This window comes from Salipiger sp. PrR002 (genome assembly GCF_010500775.1).
Taxonomy (GTDB): Bacteria; Pseudomonadota; Alphaproteobacteria; order Rhodobacterales; family Rhodobacteraceae; genus Salipiger.
Map to the genome: position 1 here is coordinate 41,429 of NZ_JAAGOU010000009.1, position 17,334 is coordinate 58,762.

The following is a 17,334-nucleotide window of genomic DNA, read 5'->3' on the forward strand; positions in this document are numbered from 1 at the left end:
CTCCTTAATAGCCGAGCACGCGCGGCAGCCAGATCACCGTTTCGGGCACGAAGGTCAGGATGAACAAGACCAGCACCTCGACAAAGAAGAACGGCATGATCGAGCGGATCAGACGCGCCATGCCCACATTGGCGACCCCTTCGGCAACGAAGAGACACAGGCCAAGCGGCGGGGTGATCAGGCCGATCATCAGGTTGAAGATGACCAGAATGCCGAAGTGGGTCGGATCGACGCCCATCGACACGGCGATCGGGTGCAGGATCGGCACCAGCACCAGCATCGCCGCGATGCCTTCGAGGAACAGGCCCACGAAGAGGAAAAGTACGATCACCGCCAGCAGGAAGGTGGTCTTGCTGTCGACATTGGTCAGCACCCAGTCGGTCAGCATGTTCGGCACGCGGTTGTAGGTGAGCAGCCAGTTGGCAGCCGAAACGGCGGCGATGATGATCAGGATCACCGCGCTGTCGCGCATGGCGCCCGAGAAGATCCGGGGCAGGGCCGAGAGGCGGATGTTGCGGTAGACGAAAAGGCCGAGGATCAGCGCGTAGCCGACGGCGAAGCTCGCGGCCTCGGTCGGGGTCACGATGCCCAGCAGGATCGAGCCGACCACCAGCACCGGCATCAACAGCGGCAAGATGCCCTGCAGCAGCGCCTGTCCGTTCGACGGCCCGCCCAGATCTCCGGTCTGGTCGCCCTTGTCGACCTTCACGGTCAGCATGACATAGGCGGACAGGAACACCGCCAGCAGGATGCCGGGGATCACGCCCGCGAGGAACAGCGCCGGAACCGACACGCCAGAGACGATCAGCGCGTAGATGATCACCGGGATCGACGGCGGGATGATCGGGCCGATCACCGAAGAGGCGGCGGTCAGCGCGGCGGCGAAGCTGCGGTCATAGCCGTGCTTTTCCATCTCGGGGATGAACACCCGGCCAATCGCCGAAGTGTCGGCCACAGCCGAGCCGGAAAGGCCTGCGAAAATCACCGAGGCCCAGATGTTCACCAGCGCGAGGCCGGCGCGCATGCGGCCCACCAGCACGTTGGCAAAAGCGATGATACGGCCAGTGATGCCGCTTTCGTTCATCAGCTCGCCCGCCAGAACGAACAGCGGAATGGCCAGCAGCGGGAAGGAGTTAAGACCCTTGTAGATCTCGGTCGGCACGATGCGCAGCGTATAGGGCGCCTCGCCGGTGGCCATGAAATAAAGCAGCGCCGCGATGATCGCGATGGCGATGGGGGCACCGGCCAGCAGGCCGCCGATCAGGATGAGATAGACCATTGGCTCAGACCTCCGTGCGGCCGGTCAGCCGCTGGATCAGTTTCAGGGTGGCCGCGATGGCAAGGATCGCCCCGCCGAACGCAACGGCATATTGGTAAGGGCCGACCTTGCCGAGCCAGACCAACGCCTCGATGCCGGTGCTTTGCGCCAGCGCGTCCGCGGTCGCTTTCAGCCCCGAGGAGTCGACGCTGCCGCGGCGCAGGGCAAAGACGTGGCCCGCATAGGCCAGCCCGATGCCCGCGGCGATGCCCATGACGTCGGCAGCAGCAAAGACCCAGTGGCGCACACGCTTGGGCATCATGTCGGAGACCACGGTGAAGCGGATGTGGCTGTCGCTCAGATAGGCCAGCGCGAGGCCGAACATCACGCCGTAGATCGTCAGGTAGATCGGCAACTCCTCGCCCCACGGAACCGAGCGGCCAACGGCGTAGCGCCGGATCGAGTTGACGAAAATGATGAGAAAGACCAGCGCCATGCTGAGGCCGGCGCCGAAGGCAAAAACCCATCGGGCGGCACGGGTGAGACGATCCATCGTGGCTCCTCCGAAGACAAGGCCCGAGCGCACGGGCCAAAAGGCGGACCTGCCGGGCAGGCCGAAAAGAGAAGCCGGGCCGCGAAACTGCAGCCCGGCCAAAGGGGGCGCAGATTACTGCGAAGCGTCCGAAACGGCGGTCTGCAGACGGTCGATCCACTCGGCGTCGTCGCCCAGTTCGCCGCGCAGGTATTCAACAACCGCAGGCTGCGCCTTTTCAGCAAAGGCCGCAATCTCGTCGGCGGTCGGCGCGTAGACCTCCATGCCTTCGTCCTGCACGGCACCGACGCCCTGCGCGGTGTTCCACTGCTGGATCGCGCGGCCCATGGTGCCTGCGATACGGGCGGCCTTGCGGACCACTTCCTGCTGCGCCGGCTCGAGCATGTCGTAGAACTCGTCCGAGATCACGATGAAGTCGGCGGCGTAAACGTGACCGTCGAGGGTCATGTATTTCTGCAGCTTGTGCAGGCCGTTGTTGTAGATCACGCCAACCGGGTTTTCCTGACCGTCGACCACGCCGGTCGACAGCGCGTTGGGCAGTTCGGTCCATGCGATCGGGGTCGGCTCACCGCCGAGACCCTTCACCATCTCCACATACAGCGGGATCGGCTGCACGCGGAACTTCAGGCCTTCCATATCCGCGGGCGATTTGATCTCGCGGGTGTTGTTGGTGAAGTTGCGGAAGCCGGTCTCGCCGTAGGCAAGGGTGCGCAGGCCGGTCTCTTCGAGGCAGTGCTGCGCCAGCGCGTCCCCAAACTCGCCGTCCAGCACGTCCCATGCGACGGTGGCCGAGGAGAAGGTGTAGGGGATGTCCAGCACCGATGCCGCCGGGCAGACCTTCGACATGGCGCCGGAAACCAGTGCGACTTGGGTCAGGTTGTCCTGCACCTGCGCGATCAGCTCGTCTTCGTTGCCGAGCGCGCCCGCCGGGAACAGCTCGACGGTCATGTCCGACTCGCCCTCGACGATGTTCTTGAAGATCTGCGCCGCGGCGCCTTTCTTCGAGCCGGTCCATTCGTCAGGATCCACGTGCGCGACGCGCAGGGTCTGAGCGCCTGCGGTGGTTGCGGCGAGGCTGCCGCAGAGTGCGGTGACGGCAAGCAGAGACTTGGTGATAGAACGCATGAATTCCTCCCTCAGCGTTTCGTGTCGGCCGCGTCTTGCGCGGGCTGGTCGAAGGCGTCGAATGTCGCCTTCATGCGAACCGGATCGGCGGGCCGACCGGTAAAGAGTTCGAAGGCGCGCACCGCTTGGAACACCGCCATGCCCGAGCCGGGCAGGACGCGGCAGCCTTTGGCGCGCGCGGTCGCGATGAGCTGGGTCTCGAGCGGAAAATACACGATGTCCGCGACCCACAGATCGGCGTCGATGAGGTCTTCGTCGATTGCCATGCCCGGCAGCTTGGCCATGCCCATGGGCGTACAGTTGACCACACCGTTCGGACGGCCTTCGGCAAAGAGCGCGGCAATATCGCTGACCGCCTGCGTCTTGGTGCCGGGGCGGTTGCTGGCGACCAGCTTGGCAAGCCCCTCGGCCCGCGCCGGATCGGTATCGAAGATCGACAGCGTCTCGACGCCGCAATCGGCCAGCGCATGGGCCACGGCGACACCTGCGCCCCCTGCACCGAGCAGCAGCGCGTGGCGCGTATCGGCGCCATCGAGGCCGCGGCGGAAGCTTTCGGCAAAGCCCCACATGTCGGTGTTGTGGCCGGTCCGCTTGCCGTTCTCAAAGACGACGGTGTTCACCGCACCCACGGCGCGGGCGCTCTCGGACAGCTCGTCGAGCAGGTCGATCACGTCGATCTTATAGGGATAGGTGATGTTCAGCCCGTCAAAGCCAGCGGCCTCGGCGGCAGAGACCATCTGCGCCAGCGTCATGTCCTTGCGCTGCGGCGCGTCCATGTCGAGCTTTTTATAGGTGGTGAAAAGGCCCTGTGCGCGTGCCTCTTCCATCTGCATCAGCGGGGTGCGCGACAGCGCGATGCCCTGACCGATCAGGCCAGCAAGCAGGCTGTCTTCTCGTGTTTGCGCGATCTCCAAGATGGCCTCCCCCAACTTCGCTTGCCTCACAAGTGGCAGCAGAATTGTACTCAACAGTTAAATTGTCAAGAGAATTGAACCGGCGGGTTAAAAATGTAGGATGGACGCAGAGACGACGCGAGGAGGGCGCATGGCAAAGCCTGCGGAAAATCGAGAAAAGTCACGGGGCTGGAAACAGAACCCCGAAGCGGTGAAGGCCGACATTCTGCGTGTCGCGCGGATAGAATTTGCCCGCCGTGGCCTCACGGGGACCCGAATCGAGGACATCGCCGCGCAGACGACGACCTCGAAGCGGATGATCTTCTACTATTTCGGGGACAAGGAATCGCTCTACGAGGCGGTGCTCGAAGAGTGCTATGCCGAGGTGCGCGGCGGCGAGGCGGAGCTTGATCTCGAAGGGCTGCCGCCGGATGCGGCGCTGAAGGCGCTCTTGGAGTTCACCTTCGACCATCACCGGCGCAATCCCGAATTCATCCGGCTCGTGATGATCGAAAACATCCACGAAGCGCGGCACATGAAGAAGATGCAGGCGCTGGCGGCAAAGAACGAACGGGCGATCGGCGTGGTCGAGAAGATCTGCCGCGCGGGCTGCGCGGCGGGGCTGTTCCTGCCGGACATCTCGCCGGTGGCGCTGCACTGGCAGATCAGCGCCATGAGCTTTTTCAACGTGGCGAACCAAGCGACGTTCTCGACCAACTTCGGTCCGGCGCTCTTTACCGAGGAGGGGCAGGCGCTGCTGCGCCGTTCGGCGGTGCGCGGTATTCTGGCGGCAGTGCTGAAGGATCCCGCGCGGATCGACAGCCTCTGTCCCGCAACGCCGGGTGGCTCGGAAAGCGCGGGCTGACCTCAGGCCTGCGCAGGCACCACCAGCCGTGCCGCGTCGAGGATCGAGAACACCGGTCGCCCGGTGGTGCGGCGGATCGCATCCGCATAGGGCGGCAGGTTTCCGCATTCCAGCACGATGGCCGCGACTTCGGGCGCGTGGGTGATCAGCGCCTCTGCCGCGGCGCAGACCTCGCCCTGCATCTGCGCCCGGTCGAAGCTGGCGTTCTGGCTGAACTTCGCGGCAAGAAAGGTCTTGGCGAAAAGGGCGCTGTCCTGAAGGCCCCCGATCCGCACTTCCTCGGGCGCGGCACCGGCGGCGCGGATTGCCTCTGGTCCCAGCGCGGCGGCGGAGGCGGTCAGCACGCCGATGGGGCGCCCGCCGGTCATCTGCCGGACCATCGGCAGCAGGCACAGCCCCGAGAGCACCACCGGCACGGGCAGGGCAGCGGCGATCTCACGCTGCACCGAGATCAGGAAGCCGCAGGTGGAGGTGATCAGGCAGGCGCCTTCCGCGGCCAGCTCTTCGGCAGCCTCTCGGAAGGCATCCACCAGCTGCGGTGCCGGGCGTCCGTTGCGGACGATATCCGGGCTGCCCGCGCCGGGAACCACGCGCACGCGGGCGGGCAGATGGTAGCTGCCGGGATTGCCCGCGTCCCCAAGGATGCGCGGGAACTGCGTGTCGAGGCTGAGGATGCCGATAAAGGGCGTCATGCGCGAAGCCTGTCGGTTGGTCAGGGGCCGGCGCACCGGCCCCCGTGGGATCACTGCGCGGCCTGTACCGTCTCTGGCAGCCATGTGGCAAGGCCGGGGAAGGCCACCAGCACGCCGACCATCAGCACCATGATCAGGAACATCGGCAGCGCGGTGCGGGCGATGTAGCTCATATCGTGGCGGGTCATCCCCTGCAGCACGAAGAGGTTGAAGCCCACCGGCGGGGTGATCTGCGCCATCTCGACCACCACCACGATGAAGATGCCGAACCAGATCAGGTCGATCCCGGCGGCGCGGATCATCGGCTCGATGATCGCCATGGTCAGCACCACCGCCGAGATCCCGTCAAGGAACATGCCGATGATGATGTAGAACACCGTCAGCGCTGCGATCAGTGCCACCGGCGAGAGGTCCCACGCGGCGATCACCCCGGCCAGCGCGCGCGGCACGCCGGTAAAGCCCATGGCCAGCGTCAGGAAGCTCGCGCCCATCAGGATCAGCGCGATCATCGCCGAGGTGCGGGTGGCACCAAAGAGGCTCTCGCGGAACGCCTGCCAGCTGAGCGAGCCCTGCAGCAGCGCCAGCACCAGCGCGCCGATCACCCCGAAGGCCGCGGCCTCGGTCGCCGTGGCGATGCCAAGGTACATGGAGCCGATGACGACCATGATCAGCGCGATCACCGGGATCAGCAGGGTCGAAGCGCGGAGTTTCTCGCTAAACGACATCGCAGGCTCGGGATCGGGCGCCTGATCGCGGCGGACCACCGACCAGATCGCGATATAGGCCATGAACATGGTTGCCAGCACCAGCCCCGGAAAGACGCCCGCCATGAACAGGCCGGTGACGCTCTGTTTCACCGTCACGCCGTAGACGATCAGCGTCAGCGAGGGCGGGATCATCAGACCCAGCGTCGCGGCGCCCGCCAGCGTGCCGACGATCATGAACTCGGGGTAGCCGCGCTTGCGCAGCTCGGGGATCGACATCTTGCCGACCGTTGTCAGCGTCGCCGCCGAGGAGCCCGAGACCGCCGCGAAGACCGTGCAGCCCACCACGTTGGAGTGCAGCAAGCCCCCGGGAAAGCGCGAGAGCCACGGCGCGAGCCCCTTGAACATGTCCTCGGAAAGCCTTGTGCGATAAAGGATTTCCCCCATCCAGATGAACAGCGGCAACGAGGTCAGCGTCCAGCTCGAGGCCGAGGTCCAGACGGTGATGCTCATCGAACTGCCGGGATTGCGCGGGGTGAAGCCGATCATCCCCATATAGGCGACCCCCATCAGCGCCAGCCCGACCCAGAGGCCCGAGCCCAGCAGGAAGAACAGCACGAAGAGGAAGACGCCGATCTTGAGCCCCACCGCGTCTCGGTCGAAGCCGGTCATCAGGTGGACGGCGGCATAGAGCACCAGCGCGCAGGCCGCGAAAAGGATCAGCCGCGCTTTGACCGAGCCGAGCGCGTCGCGCAGAAGCGGCTCGCGGGGAGCGTCGACGCCCATGCTGGGGGTGAATAGAAGGCCGATCAGGCTGTCGATCACCGCAACGGCCAGCAGCACCGCGCCCACCGCCATGACGATCTGCGGGATCCACAGCGGCGTGCCGTCCTGCCCTTGGCTGACGTCGTTGATCTTGTGGCTGAGGATCGGCGTCTGTACCGCGTACCACGCAAAAAAGAGCGCCACCACGGCGGCGGCGGTATAGCACCAGATCTCGATGCCGCGCCGCCAAGCGCCGCCGCGTTCGACCAGCATGCCGACGCGGATATGCTCGTTGCGGCGGAAGGTGTCGGCCAGCGCGAGGAAAGAGGCCGCGGCCATGGCGTAGCCCGCGTAATTGGCGCCGCCGGGCAGCAGGATGCCGAGCCAACGGGTGACCATCTGCGCCACGACAAGGCAGAGGATGGCGATCAGCGCCAGCGCGGCGCCATAACCTGACGTGGCATAAATCCCGTCCAAGATGCGGCGCATGGGCTGCCCTCCTGTGGTCTCTTGGTCTTTTTCTAGGGTCTCTTGAGAGGTCATATCGGGGCCCGCAACACCGGCACCACACCGCGGGTGCGGATGGCGCAGGGGCGCCCCGGCAAGACCGGGACGCCCCGTATCAGCGTTGCCTTGTCCTTACTCGGCGTCGTAGGCGTCGATGATCGCGGCGCCGTTCTCGCCGGCGTTCTCTTTCCACTCGGCGGTCATGGTCTTGCCGATCTCCTGTAGCTTGGCGGTGATCGCCTCGGCGGGCGGGTTCACATCCATGCCGTTGTCGGCCAGCGTCTTGACGAAACCGCCTGCCAGTTCGGCTGCCTTCTCGGCGCCGCGGGTCTGGGCGGCTTCGGCCTCGTCCATCACGCAGGTGCGGGCTTCGTCCGACAGACCGTCAAGCGCATCCTTGTTGGCAAAGACCGTGTTGCGCGGCAGCCAAGCCTTCACGTCGTAGAAGTTGGTCATGTCTTCCCAGACGCTTTCGTCCACGCCGGTGGCGCCCGAAGAGATCATCGCCGAGACGACGCCGGTGGCCAGCGCCTGCTTGAGATCGGCGGCTTCAACCTGCGTCGGCACCATGCCCGCGAGTTCGGCGACTTCCGCGGTGATCGAGTTGTAGGCGCGGAACTTCACGCCTTCCATCTCTTCGGGCGTGGTGACCGGCTTGGAGAAATACAGACCCTGCGGCGGCCACGGCACCGAGTAGAGCGGCACGATGTTCTGCGCCCCGAGCACCTTGGCGAGCGTCGGCTCTGCGGCGGCGCGCAGCTTTTCGGAGGCCTCGAAGGAGGTGGCGAGGAAGGGGATCGAGTCGTAGGCGAAGACCGGGTCTTCGTTGGCATGGGCCGACAGCAGACGCTCGCCGATCTGGGCTTCGCCCAGTTGCACGGCGCGCTTGATCTCGTCGCCCTTGAACAGCGAGCCGCCCGCGTGGATCACGATCTCCAGCTCGCCGCCGGTGCACTCTTTGACGGCGTCGGCGAACATCTGGGCGTTCTCGGTGTGGTAGTTGCTGGCCGGGTAGGCCATCGGCATGTCCCAGGTCTCGGCCGAGGCGGCGCCAGCGAGCGCGGTGGTCAGCGTCAGGAACGCGGCTGCGGTGAACTTCATGGTGTACCTCTCTGTGGTTGCATTGGTTTTTATTGTTCTGTCCCGCCATCAATGTTGATCGGCGAGTCATTTGCAACGAGGTTTGCAGAAGTTTTTCGCCTTTGGAACGCCGCATCGGGATTTGCCGCATCGTTGCTACGCAAATGCTGAGGGCGGGCGGGTGCCTGTCAAAACCGGGCGAAACGGGTAAAAAGCGCGCAAAGCCGTGACAGGCCAGAATGCAAGGAGAGCCGCCCATGTCGCCCACGTCCACACATCCCGCCATTTTCGAAGGGCTGACCACGCCGGCGCTGATCCTTGACGAGGCGCGGATGCTGCGCAACTTCGCGCGCCTGTCGCAGCATGCGGCGGATCTGGGCGTTGCCCTGCGCCCGCATATGAAGACCGCGAAATCGCTGGAGGTGGCCGAGCGGATGAGCGGCGGCACTCCGGGGCCGATCACCGTCTCGACGCTGGCCGAGGCCGAGGTTTTTGCCGCTGCCGGGTACAACGACATCCTCTATGCGGTTGGGATCGCGCCCGGAAAGCTGCCGCGCGTACAGGCGCTGCGCGCGCGGGGCTGCGATCTGGTGGTGATCCTCGACAGCGTCGCGCAGGCGCAGGCAGTGGCCGAGGCGGGCATCCCGGCGCTGATCGAGATCGACAGCGACGGCCATCGCGGCGGGCTCTCGGCGGAAGACCCGAGCCTGCTTGAGATTGCGCGCATTCTGGCGGATGCAGGCGCGCTGCGCGGCGTGGTGACCCACGCGGGCGAAAGCTATGGCGTGTCGGGCGCAAAGGCCCATGCCGAATTTGCCGAGCGCGAGCGCGCCGCCACCGTGGCGGCGGCAGAGGCGCTGCGCGCGGCGGGGATGGCCTGCCCGGTGGTCAGCGTCGGCTCGACGCCCACCGCCCATGCGGCGCAAGACCTCACCGGGGTCACCGAACTGCGCGCCGGGGTTTATATGTTCTTCGATCTGGTGATGGCGGGCATCGGTGTGTGCACGACCGATGATATCGCGCTGTCGGTGCTGGCGTCGGTGATCGGCCATCAGCCCGACAAGGGCTGGGTGCTGATCGACGCGGGCTGGATGGCGATGTCACGCGATCGCGGCACGGCGGCGCAGGCGGTGGATCAGGGCTATGGCATTGTGTGCGACGCCGAGGGGCGGGTGATCCCCGATCTGATCGTCACCGCGGCCAATCAGGAACATGGCATCATCGCGCGGCGCGACGGCGCGGCCGGTCCCATGCCCGATCTGCCGGTGGGCACGCTGCTGCGCATCCTGCCCAACCATGCCTGTGCCACCGCAGCGCAGCACGGCGGCTATTCGGTGATCCCCGCGCGCCCCGGCCCGCTGCAAAGCTGGGCACGCTTCGGCGGCTGGTAAGCCGGTCCGAGCGCGATTGGTCAAATGAAAAAGGCCCCCGCCGAAGCGGGGGCCGTGGAGTGCTGAGCAGAGGGCGAGGGGTCAGTCGCTCAGCACGCCTTCCTCGTCCCGGCGGCGGTGCATCTTGGCGCGCACCACGCGGCCCACGATCAGCGGCATGATGAAGCCGAGGATCGCGATGGCCCAGAGTGCGATCGACAGCGGGCTGTCGATCAGGGTGAACCAATCGCCGTTGTCGATGGTGATCGCGCGGCGCAGGTTGTTCTCCATCGTGTTGCCAAGCAGCGTCCCGAGGATGATCGGCACCAGCGGCACGTCGAGCTTGCGCAGCACCCAGCCCATCACGCCAAAGCCGATCATGATCAGCAGATCGAAGCTCGAGCCCGAGATGCCGTAGATGCCGACAAAGCTGACCATGGCGACGATCGGCATCAGGATGCGCGGCGGCACCATCAGTACGCGGGTGAAGATGCCCACCATCGGGATGTTCAGGGCCAGCAGCATGATGTTGGCGATGAAGAGCGCGGCGATCAGGCCCCAGACCACATCGGGGTTCTGAGCAAACAGCAGCGGGCCGGGGGTGATGTTGAGCGACAGCAGCACCGCCAGCAGAACCGCCGTGGTGCCCGAGCCCGGCACACCCAGCGCCAGCATCGGCACCAGCGCGCCACCGGCGGCGGCGTTGTTGCCCGCCTCGGGGGCGGCGACGCCGCGCGGATCCCCGGTGCCGAAAGTGCCTTCCTTGTCGACCAGCCGCTTTTCCATCGAGTAGGAGATGAACGAGCCCAGCGAAGCCCCCGCGCCGGGCAGAACGCCCGCGATGAAGCCCAGCACCGAGGTGCGCAGCATGGTGGGGGTGCATTGCTTGATCATCGACATCGGCGGGGTGAGGCGGCCCAGCTTCAGTTGGGTCGAGGACGCATCGGCGCTGCCGTGGCGGTGCTCGAGGAAGATGAAGACTTCCGACAGGGCGAACAGACCGACGATGGCCACGAGGAAATCGAGACCGTCATAGAGGTGCACTTCGCCGAAGGTGAAGCGCGGCACGCCGGTCTGGGTGTCGACGCCGATCATCGCAAGGCCAAGGCCCAGCATGGCGGCGAAGGCCGATTTCGCCTGATTGTTCGACGACACGCCGCCAAGCGTGGCGAAGGCCAGCGCGAAGAGGGCGAAATATTCCGCCGGTCCGAACAGCAGCGCGATCTTCACCAGCTGCGGCGCAAGGAAAATCAGGCCCCAAGTGGCAAGGAACGCGCCGACGAAGGAAGCGATGCCCGACAGCGAGAGCGCCTCGCCGGCCATACCCTTCTTGGCCATCGGGTGGCCGTCGAGCACGGTCATCATCGCCGGTTCGTCACCGGGAATGCCAAGCAGGATCGAACTGATCCGCCCGCCGTACATGGCGCCGTAATAAACCGAGGTCAGCAGGATCAGCGACGGCGTCGGGCCAAGGCCGAGGGTGAAGGCGAGCGGGATCAGGATGGCCACGCCGTTCGACGGGCCGAGGCCCGGCAGCGCGCCCATGATGGTGCCCAGAAAGCAGCCCAGCAGCGCAAGGCCGAGGTTCTGCAGGGTGAAGGCAACGGCAAAACCGTCGCCGAGACTTGCGAAAACGTCCATTTCAGCCCCTCCTCAGAAGCCCAGCGGGCCGCGGGCGAGCGACAGCCCCAGCGCCAGATGGAAGACAACGTAGATGCCGACAGAGGTCAGCACGCCGATCAGCAGCGACTGCAGCGGCGCGCTGCCAAGGCGCCACGTCAGATAGGCGGCGGCAACGGCGGTGGCGATGACGAACCCTGCGATCGGCAGGAACTCGGCGTAGAGGATCATCACCACGATGGCGGCGAGGATCTCGACGAGGCGGGGCAGCGCGGGCCACTGCGGCTCGGCATCGGGTTTCAGCGCGATGAAGATCGACGAGATGCCGAGGATGGTCGCGATGATCAGCGGGAAGGCCTTGGGGCCGACTTCGTCAGAGAGGAAGCTTTCCTCGATCTGCAGCGCCGCCCAGGCAAAGAAGATGGCGAGCGCCAGGCCGAAGAGGCCGAAGATGCGGTCACTCATGGGATCCCCCTTGGTTTGGGTGAAAGGATAGTAAGAAGCGGCGGGCCCTCTGGGAGGAAAGGGCCCGCCGCGCCGAGCGTGGGATCAGGTCACTTAATGATGCCGATCTCGCGCGAGATGTTCTGGATCTCGCTCACGCTGTCCGAGACGAACTTCTCGAACTCTTCGCCCTGCAGGTCGAGCGGGGCGAGGCCGTTTGCCGACATGATCGATTTCCACTCGTCGGAGGCGTAGAGCTCACCGATCTTGGACGACCACGCGTTGTAGGCTTCGTCGCTCATGCCTTCGGGGGCGTAGAAGCCGCGCCAGTTGGCACCGATGGCATCGACGCCCTGCTCCTTGGCGGTCGGGAAATCGGCGAAGTCGCCTTCCAGACGCTCGGGCGCAAGCACGGCGATGACCTTGATGTCGCCGGAGTCGACAAAGCCTTTGGCTTCGGATGCGTCACCGGTGAAGGCCTGCACCGAGCCTGCGAGCAGCTGGGTCACCGCTTCGCCGCCGCCGTCGAAGGCCACGTATTTCACCTTGCGCACGTCTTCGATGCCATAGGCGGACGCGGCGATCAGCACCTTCAGGTGGTCCCAGCCGCCAACGGCCGAGCCGCCCGCCACAGAGACCGACCGCGGGTCTTCTTTGATCATGTCGAGCAGCTGCGGAAGCGTTTCGATGTCGCTGTCAGCGGACACCGCAAGCACGCCGTAATCCGCGCCGATCGACGCCAGCCAGCGCACCTGATCGGTGGTGTTGCCCGGGTAAGCACCCTGCGCCAGACGGGTCGCGGTGGCCGAGCTGGCCGCAACGATCAGATCGTTGTCGTCGCTGCGCTTGTTGACCACTTCGGCGAAGGCCACGCCGCCGCCGCCGCCTGCAAGGTTGACCACCTGCATGGTCTTCGAGATCAGCCCGAGATCCTGCATGGTCTTGCCGACCTGACGGCAGGTGAAGTCCCAGCCGCCGCCGGGGTTTGCCGGTGCGATGCACTCGGGGTTCTCGGGAGTATAGTCCTGCGCCTGAGCGGCAAGGGCGGAAACACCCAGAACGGTAGCGGCAATGAGGCCGCGGGTTGCATTGATAAACATGGTATCCTCCTCATGGTCGACGCCGCGCGTACCGAACGCGACCCCGTCAGTTCCCCGCAGAACCCGACTGCGCTTTGCAGCCTCCCCGGTTGCGGGTTAAGACGTGTCTCTAAGCCACGAAGCTGTCGCGAACCTGTCAGAGACCTGTTAGCGCACACAAAGGCTTCGTCAGCGAAGAGGAGTACCAGTGCCATGCGTGTCCTTATGGTCGAGGATGCCAGCGATCTTGCCGAGGGGGTCAGTACGCGTCTGGCGCAGTCCGGTATCGTTTGCGACGTGGCCGATTGCCTTGAAGCGGCTGAAGATTTCCGCGCCGTGCAGAGCTATGACGCGATGGTGCTCGACATCAATTTGCCCGACGGATCGGGGCTGCGGCTGTTGCGCGACATGCGGGCCGCGGGCGACCGCACGCCGGTGCTGATGCTGACCGCGCTGGTCTCGGTGGACGACCGGGTGAGCGCTCTCGACCTTGGCGCGGACGACTATCTTGGCAAACCTTTCGACCAGCGCGAGCTTGAGGCGCGGCTGCGCGCCTTGGTTCGGCGCGAAGCGGACCAGAAGGGGTCCGAGATCGTGCTTGGCCCGCTGGCCTTCTCCCCGGCGGGGCAGAGCGCCACGCTGGATGGCAAGCGGCTCGATCTGACCGGACGTGAGGCCGCGCTGCTCGGGGTTCTGCTGCGGCATCAGGGAAATTATCTGGGAAAAACGCGCCTTTACGATTCCCTCTACGGTTTCGGCGACGCTGACGTCGGGGTGAATGCGATCGAGCTTTACATCGCCCGTCTGCGCAAAAAGCTCGCGGGCAGCGGTGTCGGCATCGTCACGCAGCGCGGCGTGGGCTACCGGATCGGCCTCGATGGCTGAGGGCGCGGCGCGGCTGCCGTCCAGCCTGTCGGCGCGCGTGCTGGGGGCGGTGGTGCTGATTCTGTTGGTCGGCGGCCTGCTGGTGGCGGCCTCGACGCTTTACAACGGGCGGCTGGCGGCGCGGCAATCCTACGACCGGATCCTGCTGGGCGCGGCGCAGGACATCGCCGCCTCGATCCGCATTCAGGGCGGCGCGCCGTTGGTCGATCTCCCGGTCTCGGCGTTTGAACTGCTGGCGCAGGCGCCCGAGGACCGGATCCACTACTCGGTGCGCGGCCCCGGCGAAGAACTGATCACCGGGCTCGACGAGACGCTGATTGCGCCGCAGGGACGGCGCAGCGGAGGTGGGGCACCCGAGTTCTTCGATGCCCGGCTGAATGGCGAGGAGGCGCGTTTCGTCCGTCTCACCCGGCGCTTTGCCGAGCGCGATTTTTCCGGCGGCATCTCTGTCACCGTGGGCCAGACCCTGCGCGCGCGGCAGGCGATGGCGCTCGATCTGACGCTCGACGCTTTGCTGCCTATGCTATTGGCTGGAATGGCGCTTTTGGTGATGTCTTGGGTGGTGACCCGCTCGGCCATGCGACCGCTGGAGGCGCTGTCCGAGGATCTGCTGCAGCGCGATCCCTATGATCTGACCCCGGTGCCCACCGACCGGCTGCCGCGCGAACTGACGGTGATGCTGGAGTCGATGAACCGCTTCATGGGACGGCTCGACCGGCAGATGGAGGGGATGCGCAACCTGATCTCGGACGCGGCGCATCAGCTTCGCACGCCGGTGGCGGCGATTCGGGTGCAGGCCGAATCGATTCAGGATCTGGAGGACGAAGCCGCGCGGCAGCGGGCACTGGCGCGGCTGCTGACCCGCACGCGGTCGCTGGGGGCATTGCTCGATCAGCTTCTGTCCCGCGCGCTGGTCATTCACCGCACCGAAAGCGCGCCGCGCACGCCGCTCGATCTGCGTGAGGTGGCGCTGGACCTGATGGAGCGTTCCGACCACGCGCTGCTCGCACCGGGCGCGGACCTGCGGCTGGAGATCGGCGAAGAGCCGGTGATGGTGCGTGCCGATGCGTTTTCGGTGGGAGAGGCGGCCAAGAATCTTCTGGCCAATGCGCTCAAGCACGGCACCCCGCCCATCGCCGTCGGCGCCGAGCTGCGCGGGACCGAGGCCGCGCTTTGGGTGCAGGACAGCGGCGCCGGGCCAACCCCCGAGGTCGCCGCCCGGCTTGGCCAGCGTTTCGAGCGCAGCAGCAGTTCCCGCGAGGACAGCGCCGGGCTGGGGCTGGCGATCGTCAGCGCTGTGGCCGCGGCCTTTGGCGGGCGGATTGCGCTCGAGCATCCCGAGAACGGCTTTCGCATCTCTCTGCTGCTCCCGGCAGAGCCGCCCAGCGAGGAGGAGGACCCGTGATCGCTCTGCTGTTTCGCCTCTCTCTGGCGCTCATCGCGCTTGTGGGGACCCTTGTGGTGCCACTGGCCGCCGCGGCGCAGGAGCGGATCGACGTCATCGGCAGCGCACCCACCGAGCTAGTCCTGCGCTCGACCACCGATCTGTCGATCATCCGCCCGGTGATCGAGCGCTTTACCGCGCGAAATCCGGATCTGTCGGTGCGCTATGAGCAATGGGGCTCGAACAATCTTTTCGAAAACAGCCGCGCGGCCTGCGAAGGGGCGGCCCCTTCGGCAGACGCAGTGTTTTCCTCGGGCGCCCATCAGATGACATGGCTGGTCAACGCCGCCTGCGCGCATCGCTACCAGTCGCCGCGCACGGATGCGCTGCCCGCCTCGCGCCGCTGGCGCGACGAGCTTTGGGGCATCACCGAAGAGCCCGCGGTGATCATCTACAACACCGGCGCCATTCGCGGATCAGACGTGCCGCGCAGCCGCTTCGAATTGCTCGACCTGATGCGCAACCGGCCCGACCTGCTGCGCGGCAAGATCGCCACCTATGACATCGAGGCCTCGGGGCTTGGGTATCTCTTTGCCCATGCCGACAGCCTCGAGGCGACCACGTTCGGCGCGATGCTCGAAGCCTTCTCTCGCGTCGGCGCAATCGCCACCTGTTGTTCGGCGGCAATCATCGACGGCGTGGCCAAGGAGCGGTATCTCATCGCTTACAATGTGCTGGGGTCCTATGCCGCCGCTGCCGCGCGCGACGGAGAAGGGGGCAGAGTGGGGGTGATCCTGCCCGAGGATTACACTCTCATCGTCTCGCGCAGTTACATGATCCCCAAGAATGCCCCGCATGTGGAAGGCGGCGAGCGGCTGCTCGAGTTTCTGCTGACCGCCGAAGCGCAGGCGATGCTCTCGGAGCTTGGGCTGGTCACCCCGAGCGACCCGGATGAGACCAGCCTGCTTCCCAGCGCGCGGCGTCTGATCGCGCTGGCACCGCCGCTGCTGCTGGCGCTGGACGGCAGCACACGGGCACGGCTGTTTTCGCTGTGGGGCGAAGCCTTTGCGCCCGACACCGAGGGGCCGGGATTTGGCCCCTGAAGGGCGGGACGATCAGCGCGCCACCACCGCCTCGCAGCCCCATCCGGCGCAGGCCTCGGCCAAGCTCGGCTCAAGCGGCCTGTCGGTGACGAACATGTCGATCTCGGACAGCGAGGCGATCCGCGCCGGGGCGCTGCGCTTGAACTTCGAGTGATCCGCAACAAGGAAGGTCCGCCGCGACTGGCGCAGGATGGCGCGGCTCACGCCGACCTCCTGAATGTCGAAATCGAGGATGTCGCCCTCCAGATCCAGCGCCGAGCAGCCAATCACCGCAAGATCGAACTTGAACTGCCGGATGCTCTCGGTCGCCAGCGTACCGATGAGCCCGCCATCGGTGCGGCGCAGGCTACCGCCGGTGAGCAGCACGTCGCAATCGGGATTGGCGGCGAGGATCGTGGCGACGTTCATATTGTTGGTGACCACCATCAGCCCCTTGTGGTGCAAAAGCTCGCGCGCCACCGCCTCGGTGCTGGTGCCGATGTTGAGAAACAGCGAGATGCCATGCGGGATGCGCTCGGCGCAGGCGCGGGCGATGCCGGTCTTGGCGTCCATATTGAGATGGCGCCGTTCCTCGTAGCCGATGTTCATCGTGCCCGACGGCAGCACCGCGCCGCCATGCACCCGCTCGAGCCGCCCGGCGTCGGCCAGCTCGGTAAGGTCGCGGCGAATGGTCTGCAGCGTCACGCCGAAATGCTGCGCCAGCCCCTCGACGGTGACCTTGCCGTCGCGGCGGGCGATCTCGAGAATCTCGGGGTGGCGGAAGGATTGGGACATGCGTGTTCGGTTTCTTTCGCTTTGCGCGGATTGGACCCATAGAAACGCGCAAACGCAGAGGTTTTCCAGCACAAATTATGCTGCACATGCAAACGTGGAAGAAAAACTTCCATGAAAACATGGTGTCTTGCGGGAAAATTTCGAGGGGCGCGCAATCCGAACGAAAACGAAAACATTTGACTTGCGTCAATGCGCGCTCCGGGTTTAGCCTGCCGCCAACCAGCAGGAGACTC

16 protein-coding genes and 1 pseudogene are annotated in these 17,334 nt (G+C 65.8%); 5 read left to right on the forward strand and 12 right to left on the reverse strand.

Annotation, left to right across the window (positions count from 1 at the left end):
• Nucleotides 1-4 precede the first annotated feature (4 nt).
• The 4 genes from G0A00_RS11385 to G0A00_RS11400 form a co-directional block, all read right to left on the reverse strand.
• Nucleotides 5-1,279 carry a TRAP transporter large permease gene (locus G0A00_RS11385; protein WP_066110091.1) on the reverse strand — a complete coding sequence of 425 codons (1,275 nt, stop codon included), beginning with the start codon at nucleotides 1,277-1,279 and terminating at the stop codon, nucleotides 5-7.
• 4 nt (nucleotides 1,280-1,283) lie between these two features.
• Nucleotides 1,284-1,811, reverse strand: a complete 528-nt coding sequence (locus G0A00_RS11390; RefSeq protein ID WP_164180480.1) for a TRAP transporter small permease — start codon at nucleotides 1,809-1,811, stop codon at nucleotides 1,284-1,286.
• 114 nt (nucleotides 1,812-1,925) lie between these two features.
• Entirely contained in the window at nucleotides 1,926-2,936 is a 1,011-nt protein-coding gene (locus tag G0A00_RS11395; RefSeq protein ID WP_164180479.1) for a DctP family TRAP transporter solute-binding subunit, read from the reverse strand.
• An 11-nt stretch (nucleotides 2,937-2,947) separates the two neighbouring features.
• Nucleotides 2,948-3,850 carry a shikimate dehydrogenase gene (locus G0A00_RS11400; protein ID WP_164180478.1) on the reverse strand — a complete coding sequence of 301 codons (903 nt, stop codon included), beginning with the start codon at nucleotides 3,848-3,850 and terminating at the stop codon, nucleotides 2,948-2,950.
• A 130-nt stretch (nucleotides 3,851-3,980) separates the two neighbouring features.
• Between G0A00_RS11400 and G0A00_RS11405 the strand changes: the two genes are divergently transcribed.
• Complete coding sequence (locus G0A00_RS11405; protein ID WP_164180477.1) at nucleotides 3,981-4,694, forward strand: TetR/AcrR family transcriptional regulator; 714 nt, start codon at nucleotides 3,981-3,983, stop codon at nucleotides 4,692-4,694.
• Between the two features lie 2 nt (nucleotides 4,695-4,696).
• Here G0A00_RS11405 and G0A00_RS11410 read toward each other — a convergent pair whose 3' ends face one another.
• From G0A00_RS11410 to G0A00_RS11420, 4 genes and pseudogenes are all read right to left on the reverse strand, one after another.
• Entirely contained in the window at nucleotides 4,697-5,386 is a 690-nt protein-coding gene (locus G0A00_RS11410) for an aspartate/glutamate racemase family protein (RefSeq protein ID WP_164180476.1), read from the reverse strand.
• A 50-nt stretch (nucleotides 5,387-5,436) separates the two neighbouring features.
• Nucleotides 5,437-6,762, reverse strand: a complete 1,326-nt coding sequence (locus G0A00_RS11415; protein WP_235952973.1) for a TRAP transporter large permease — start codon at nucleotides 6,760-6,762, stop codon at nucleotides 5,437-5,439.
• A gap of 138 nt (nucleotides 6,763-6,900) precedes the next feature.
• Nucleotides 6,901-7,398 (reverse strand): annotated as a pseudogene (locus G0A00_RS26520) (TRAP transporter small permease); the annotation flags it as partial.
• Nucleotides 7,399-7,494: 96 nt separating this feature from the next.
• Entirely contained in the window at nucleotides 7,495-8,463 is a 969-nt protein-coding gene (locus G0A00_RS11420) for a TRAP transporter substrate-binding protein (RefSeq protein ID WP_164180473.1), read from the reverse strand.
• A gap of 236 nt (nucleotides 8,464-8,699) precedes the next feature.
• Between G0A00_RS11420 and G0A00_RS11425 the strand changes: the two genes are divergently transcribed.
• Nucleotides 8,700-9,833 carry an alanine racemase gene (locus tag G0A00_RS11425; protein WP_164180471.1) on the forward strand — a complete coding sequence of 378 codons (1,134 nt, stop codon included), beginning with the start codon at nucleotides 8,700-8,702 and terminating at the stop codon, nucleotides 9,831-9,833.
• Nucleotides 9,834-9,914: 81 nt separating this feature from the next.
• On the opposite strand, the gene G0A00_RS11430 is transcribed toward G0A00_RS11425, so the two are convergent.
• The 3 genes from G0A00_RS11430 to G0A00_RS11440 form a co-directional block, all read right to left on the reverse strand.
• Nucleotides 9,915-11,453 (reverse strand): tripartite tricarboxylate transporter permease, encoded by a 1,539-nt coding sequence (locus tag G0A00_RS11430; RefSeq protein ID WP_164180469.1) that lies wholly within the window; start codon nucleotides 11,451-11,453, stop codon nucleotides 9,915-9,917.
• A gap of 12 nt (nucleotides 11,454-11,465) precedes the next feature.
• A complete protein-coding gene (locus tag G0A00_RS11435; RefSeq protein ID WP_164180468.1) occupies nucleotides 11,466-11,897 on the reverse strand; it encodes a tripartite tricarboxylate transporter TctB family protein in 432 nt (143 codons plus the stop codon).
• Nucleotides 11,898-11,986: 89 nt separating this feature from the next.
• The gene (locus G0A00_RS11440) at nucleotides 11,987-12,976 is read right to left on the reverse strand and encodes a tripartite tricarboxylate transporter substrate binding protein (protein ID WP_164180466.1); all 990 of its coding nucleotides are present in this window, start codon (nucleotides 12,974-12,976) and stop codon (nucleotides 11,987-11,989) included.
• Nucleotides 12,977-13,168: 192 nt separating this feature from the next.
• Between G0A00_RS11440 and G0A00_RS11445 the strand changes: the two genes are divergently transcribed.
• The 3 genes from G0A00_RS11445 to G0A00_RS11455 are packed head-to-tail and all read left to right on the forward strand — an operon-like array spanning nucleotide 13,169 to nucleotide 16,327.
• The gene (locus G0A00_RS11445; RefSeq protein WP_164180464.1) at nucleotides 13,169-13,840 is read left to right on the forward strand and encodes a response regulator transcription factor; all 672 of its coding nucleotides are present in this window, start codon (nucleotides 13,169-13,171) and stop codon (nucleotides 13,838-13,840) included.
• Nucleotides 13,833-15,245, forward strand: a complete 1,413-nt coding sequence (locus G0A00_RS11450; protein WP_164180462.1) for a sensor histidine kinase — start codon at nucleotides 13,833-13,835, stop codon at nucleotides 15,243-15,245. Before G0A00_RS11445 ends, G0A00_RS11450 begins: the two co-directional genes overlap by 8 nt.
• On the forward strand, nucleotides 15,242-16,327 hold the full coding sequence (locus G0A00_RS11455) for an ABC transporter substrate-binding protein (protein ID WP_368667693.1): 1,086 nt from the start codon (nucleotides 15,242-15,244) through the stop codon (nucleotides 16,325-16,327). The genes G0A00_RS11450 and G0A00_RS11455 overlap by 4 nt, the downstream gene beginning before the upstream one ends.
• 12 nt (nucleotides 16,328-16,339) lie before the next feature.
• Here G0A00_RS11455 and G0A00_RS11460 read toward each other — a convergent pair whose 3' ends face one another.
• On the reverse strand, nucleotides 16,340-17,101 hold the full coding sequence (locus G0A00_RS11460) for a DeoR/GlpR family DNA-binding transcription regulator (protein ID WP_164180460.1): 762 nt from the start codon (nucleotides 17,099-17,101) through the stop codon (nucleotides 16,340-16,342).
• Nucleotides 17,102-17,334 lie beyond the last annotated feature (233 nt).

Coding starts and splice junctions, on each gene's coding strand:
- G0A00_RS11445 (WP_164180464.1), top strand. CDS start 13,169: ATGCGTGTCCTTATGGTCGAGGATGCCAGCGATCTTGCCGAGGGGGTC.
- G0A00_RS11435 (WP_164180468.1), bottom strand. CDS start 11,897: ATGAGTGACCGCATCTTCGGCCTCTTCGGCCTGGCGCTCGCCATCTTC.
- G0A00_RS11405 (WP_164180477.1), top strand. CDS start 3,981: ATGGCAAAGCCTGCGGAAAATCGAGAAAAGTCACGGGGCTGGAAACAG.
- G0A00_RS11440 (WP_164180466.1), bottom strand. CDS start 12,976: ATGTTTATCAATGCAACCCGCGGCCTCATTGCCGCTACCGTTCTGGGT.
- G0A00_RS11385 (WP_066110091.1), bottom strand. CDS start 1,279: ATGGTCTATCTCATCCTGATCGGCGGCCTGCTGGCCGGTGCCCCCATC.
- G0A00_RS11415 (WP_235952973.1), bottom strand. CDS start 6,762: ATGACCGGCTTCGACCGAGACGCGGTGGGGCTCAAGATCGGCGTCTTC.
- G0A00_RS11425 (WP_164180471.1), top strand. CDS start 8,700: ATGTCGCCCACGTCCACACATCCCGCCATTTTCGAAGGGCTGACCACG.
- G0A00_RS11390 (WP_164180480.1), bottom strand. CDS start 1,811: ATGGATCGTCTCACCCGTGCCGCCCGATGGGTTTTTGCCTTCGGCGCC.
- G0A00_RS11450 (WP_164180462.1), top strand. CDS start 13,833: ATGGCTGAGGGCGCGGCGCGGCTGCCGTCCAGCCTGTCGGCGCGCGTG.
- G0A00_RS11395 (WP_164180479.1), bottom strand. CDS start 2,936: ATGCGTTCTATCACCAAGTCTCTGCTTGCCGTCACCGCACTCTGCGGC.
- G0A00_RS11460 (WP_164180460.1), bottom strand. CDS start 17,101: ATGTCCCAATCCTTCCGCCACCCCGAGATTCTCGAGATCGCCCGCCGC.
- G0A00_RS11410 (WP_164180476.1), bottom strand. CDS start 5,386: ATGACGCCCTTTATCGGCATCCTCAGCCTCGACACGCAGTTCCCGCGC.
- G0A00_RS11430 (WP_164180469.1), bottom strand. CDS start 11,453: ATGGACGTTTTCGCAAGTCTCGGCGACGGTTTTGCCGTTGCCTTCACC.
- G0A00_RS11420 (WP_164180473.1), bottom strand. CDS start 8,463: ATGAAGTTCACCGCAGCCGCGTTCCTGACGCTGACCACCGCGCTCGCT.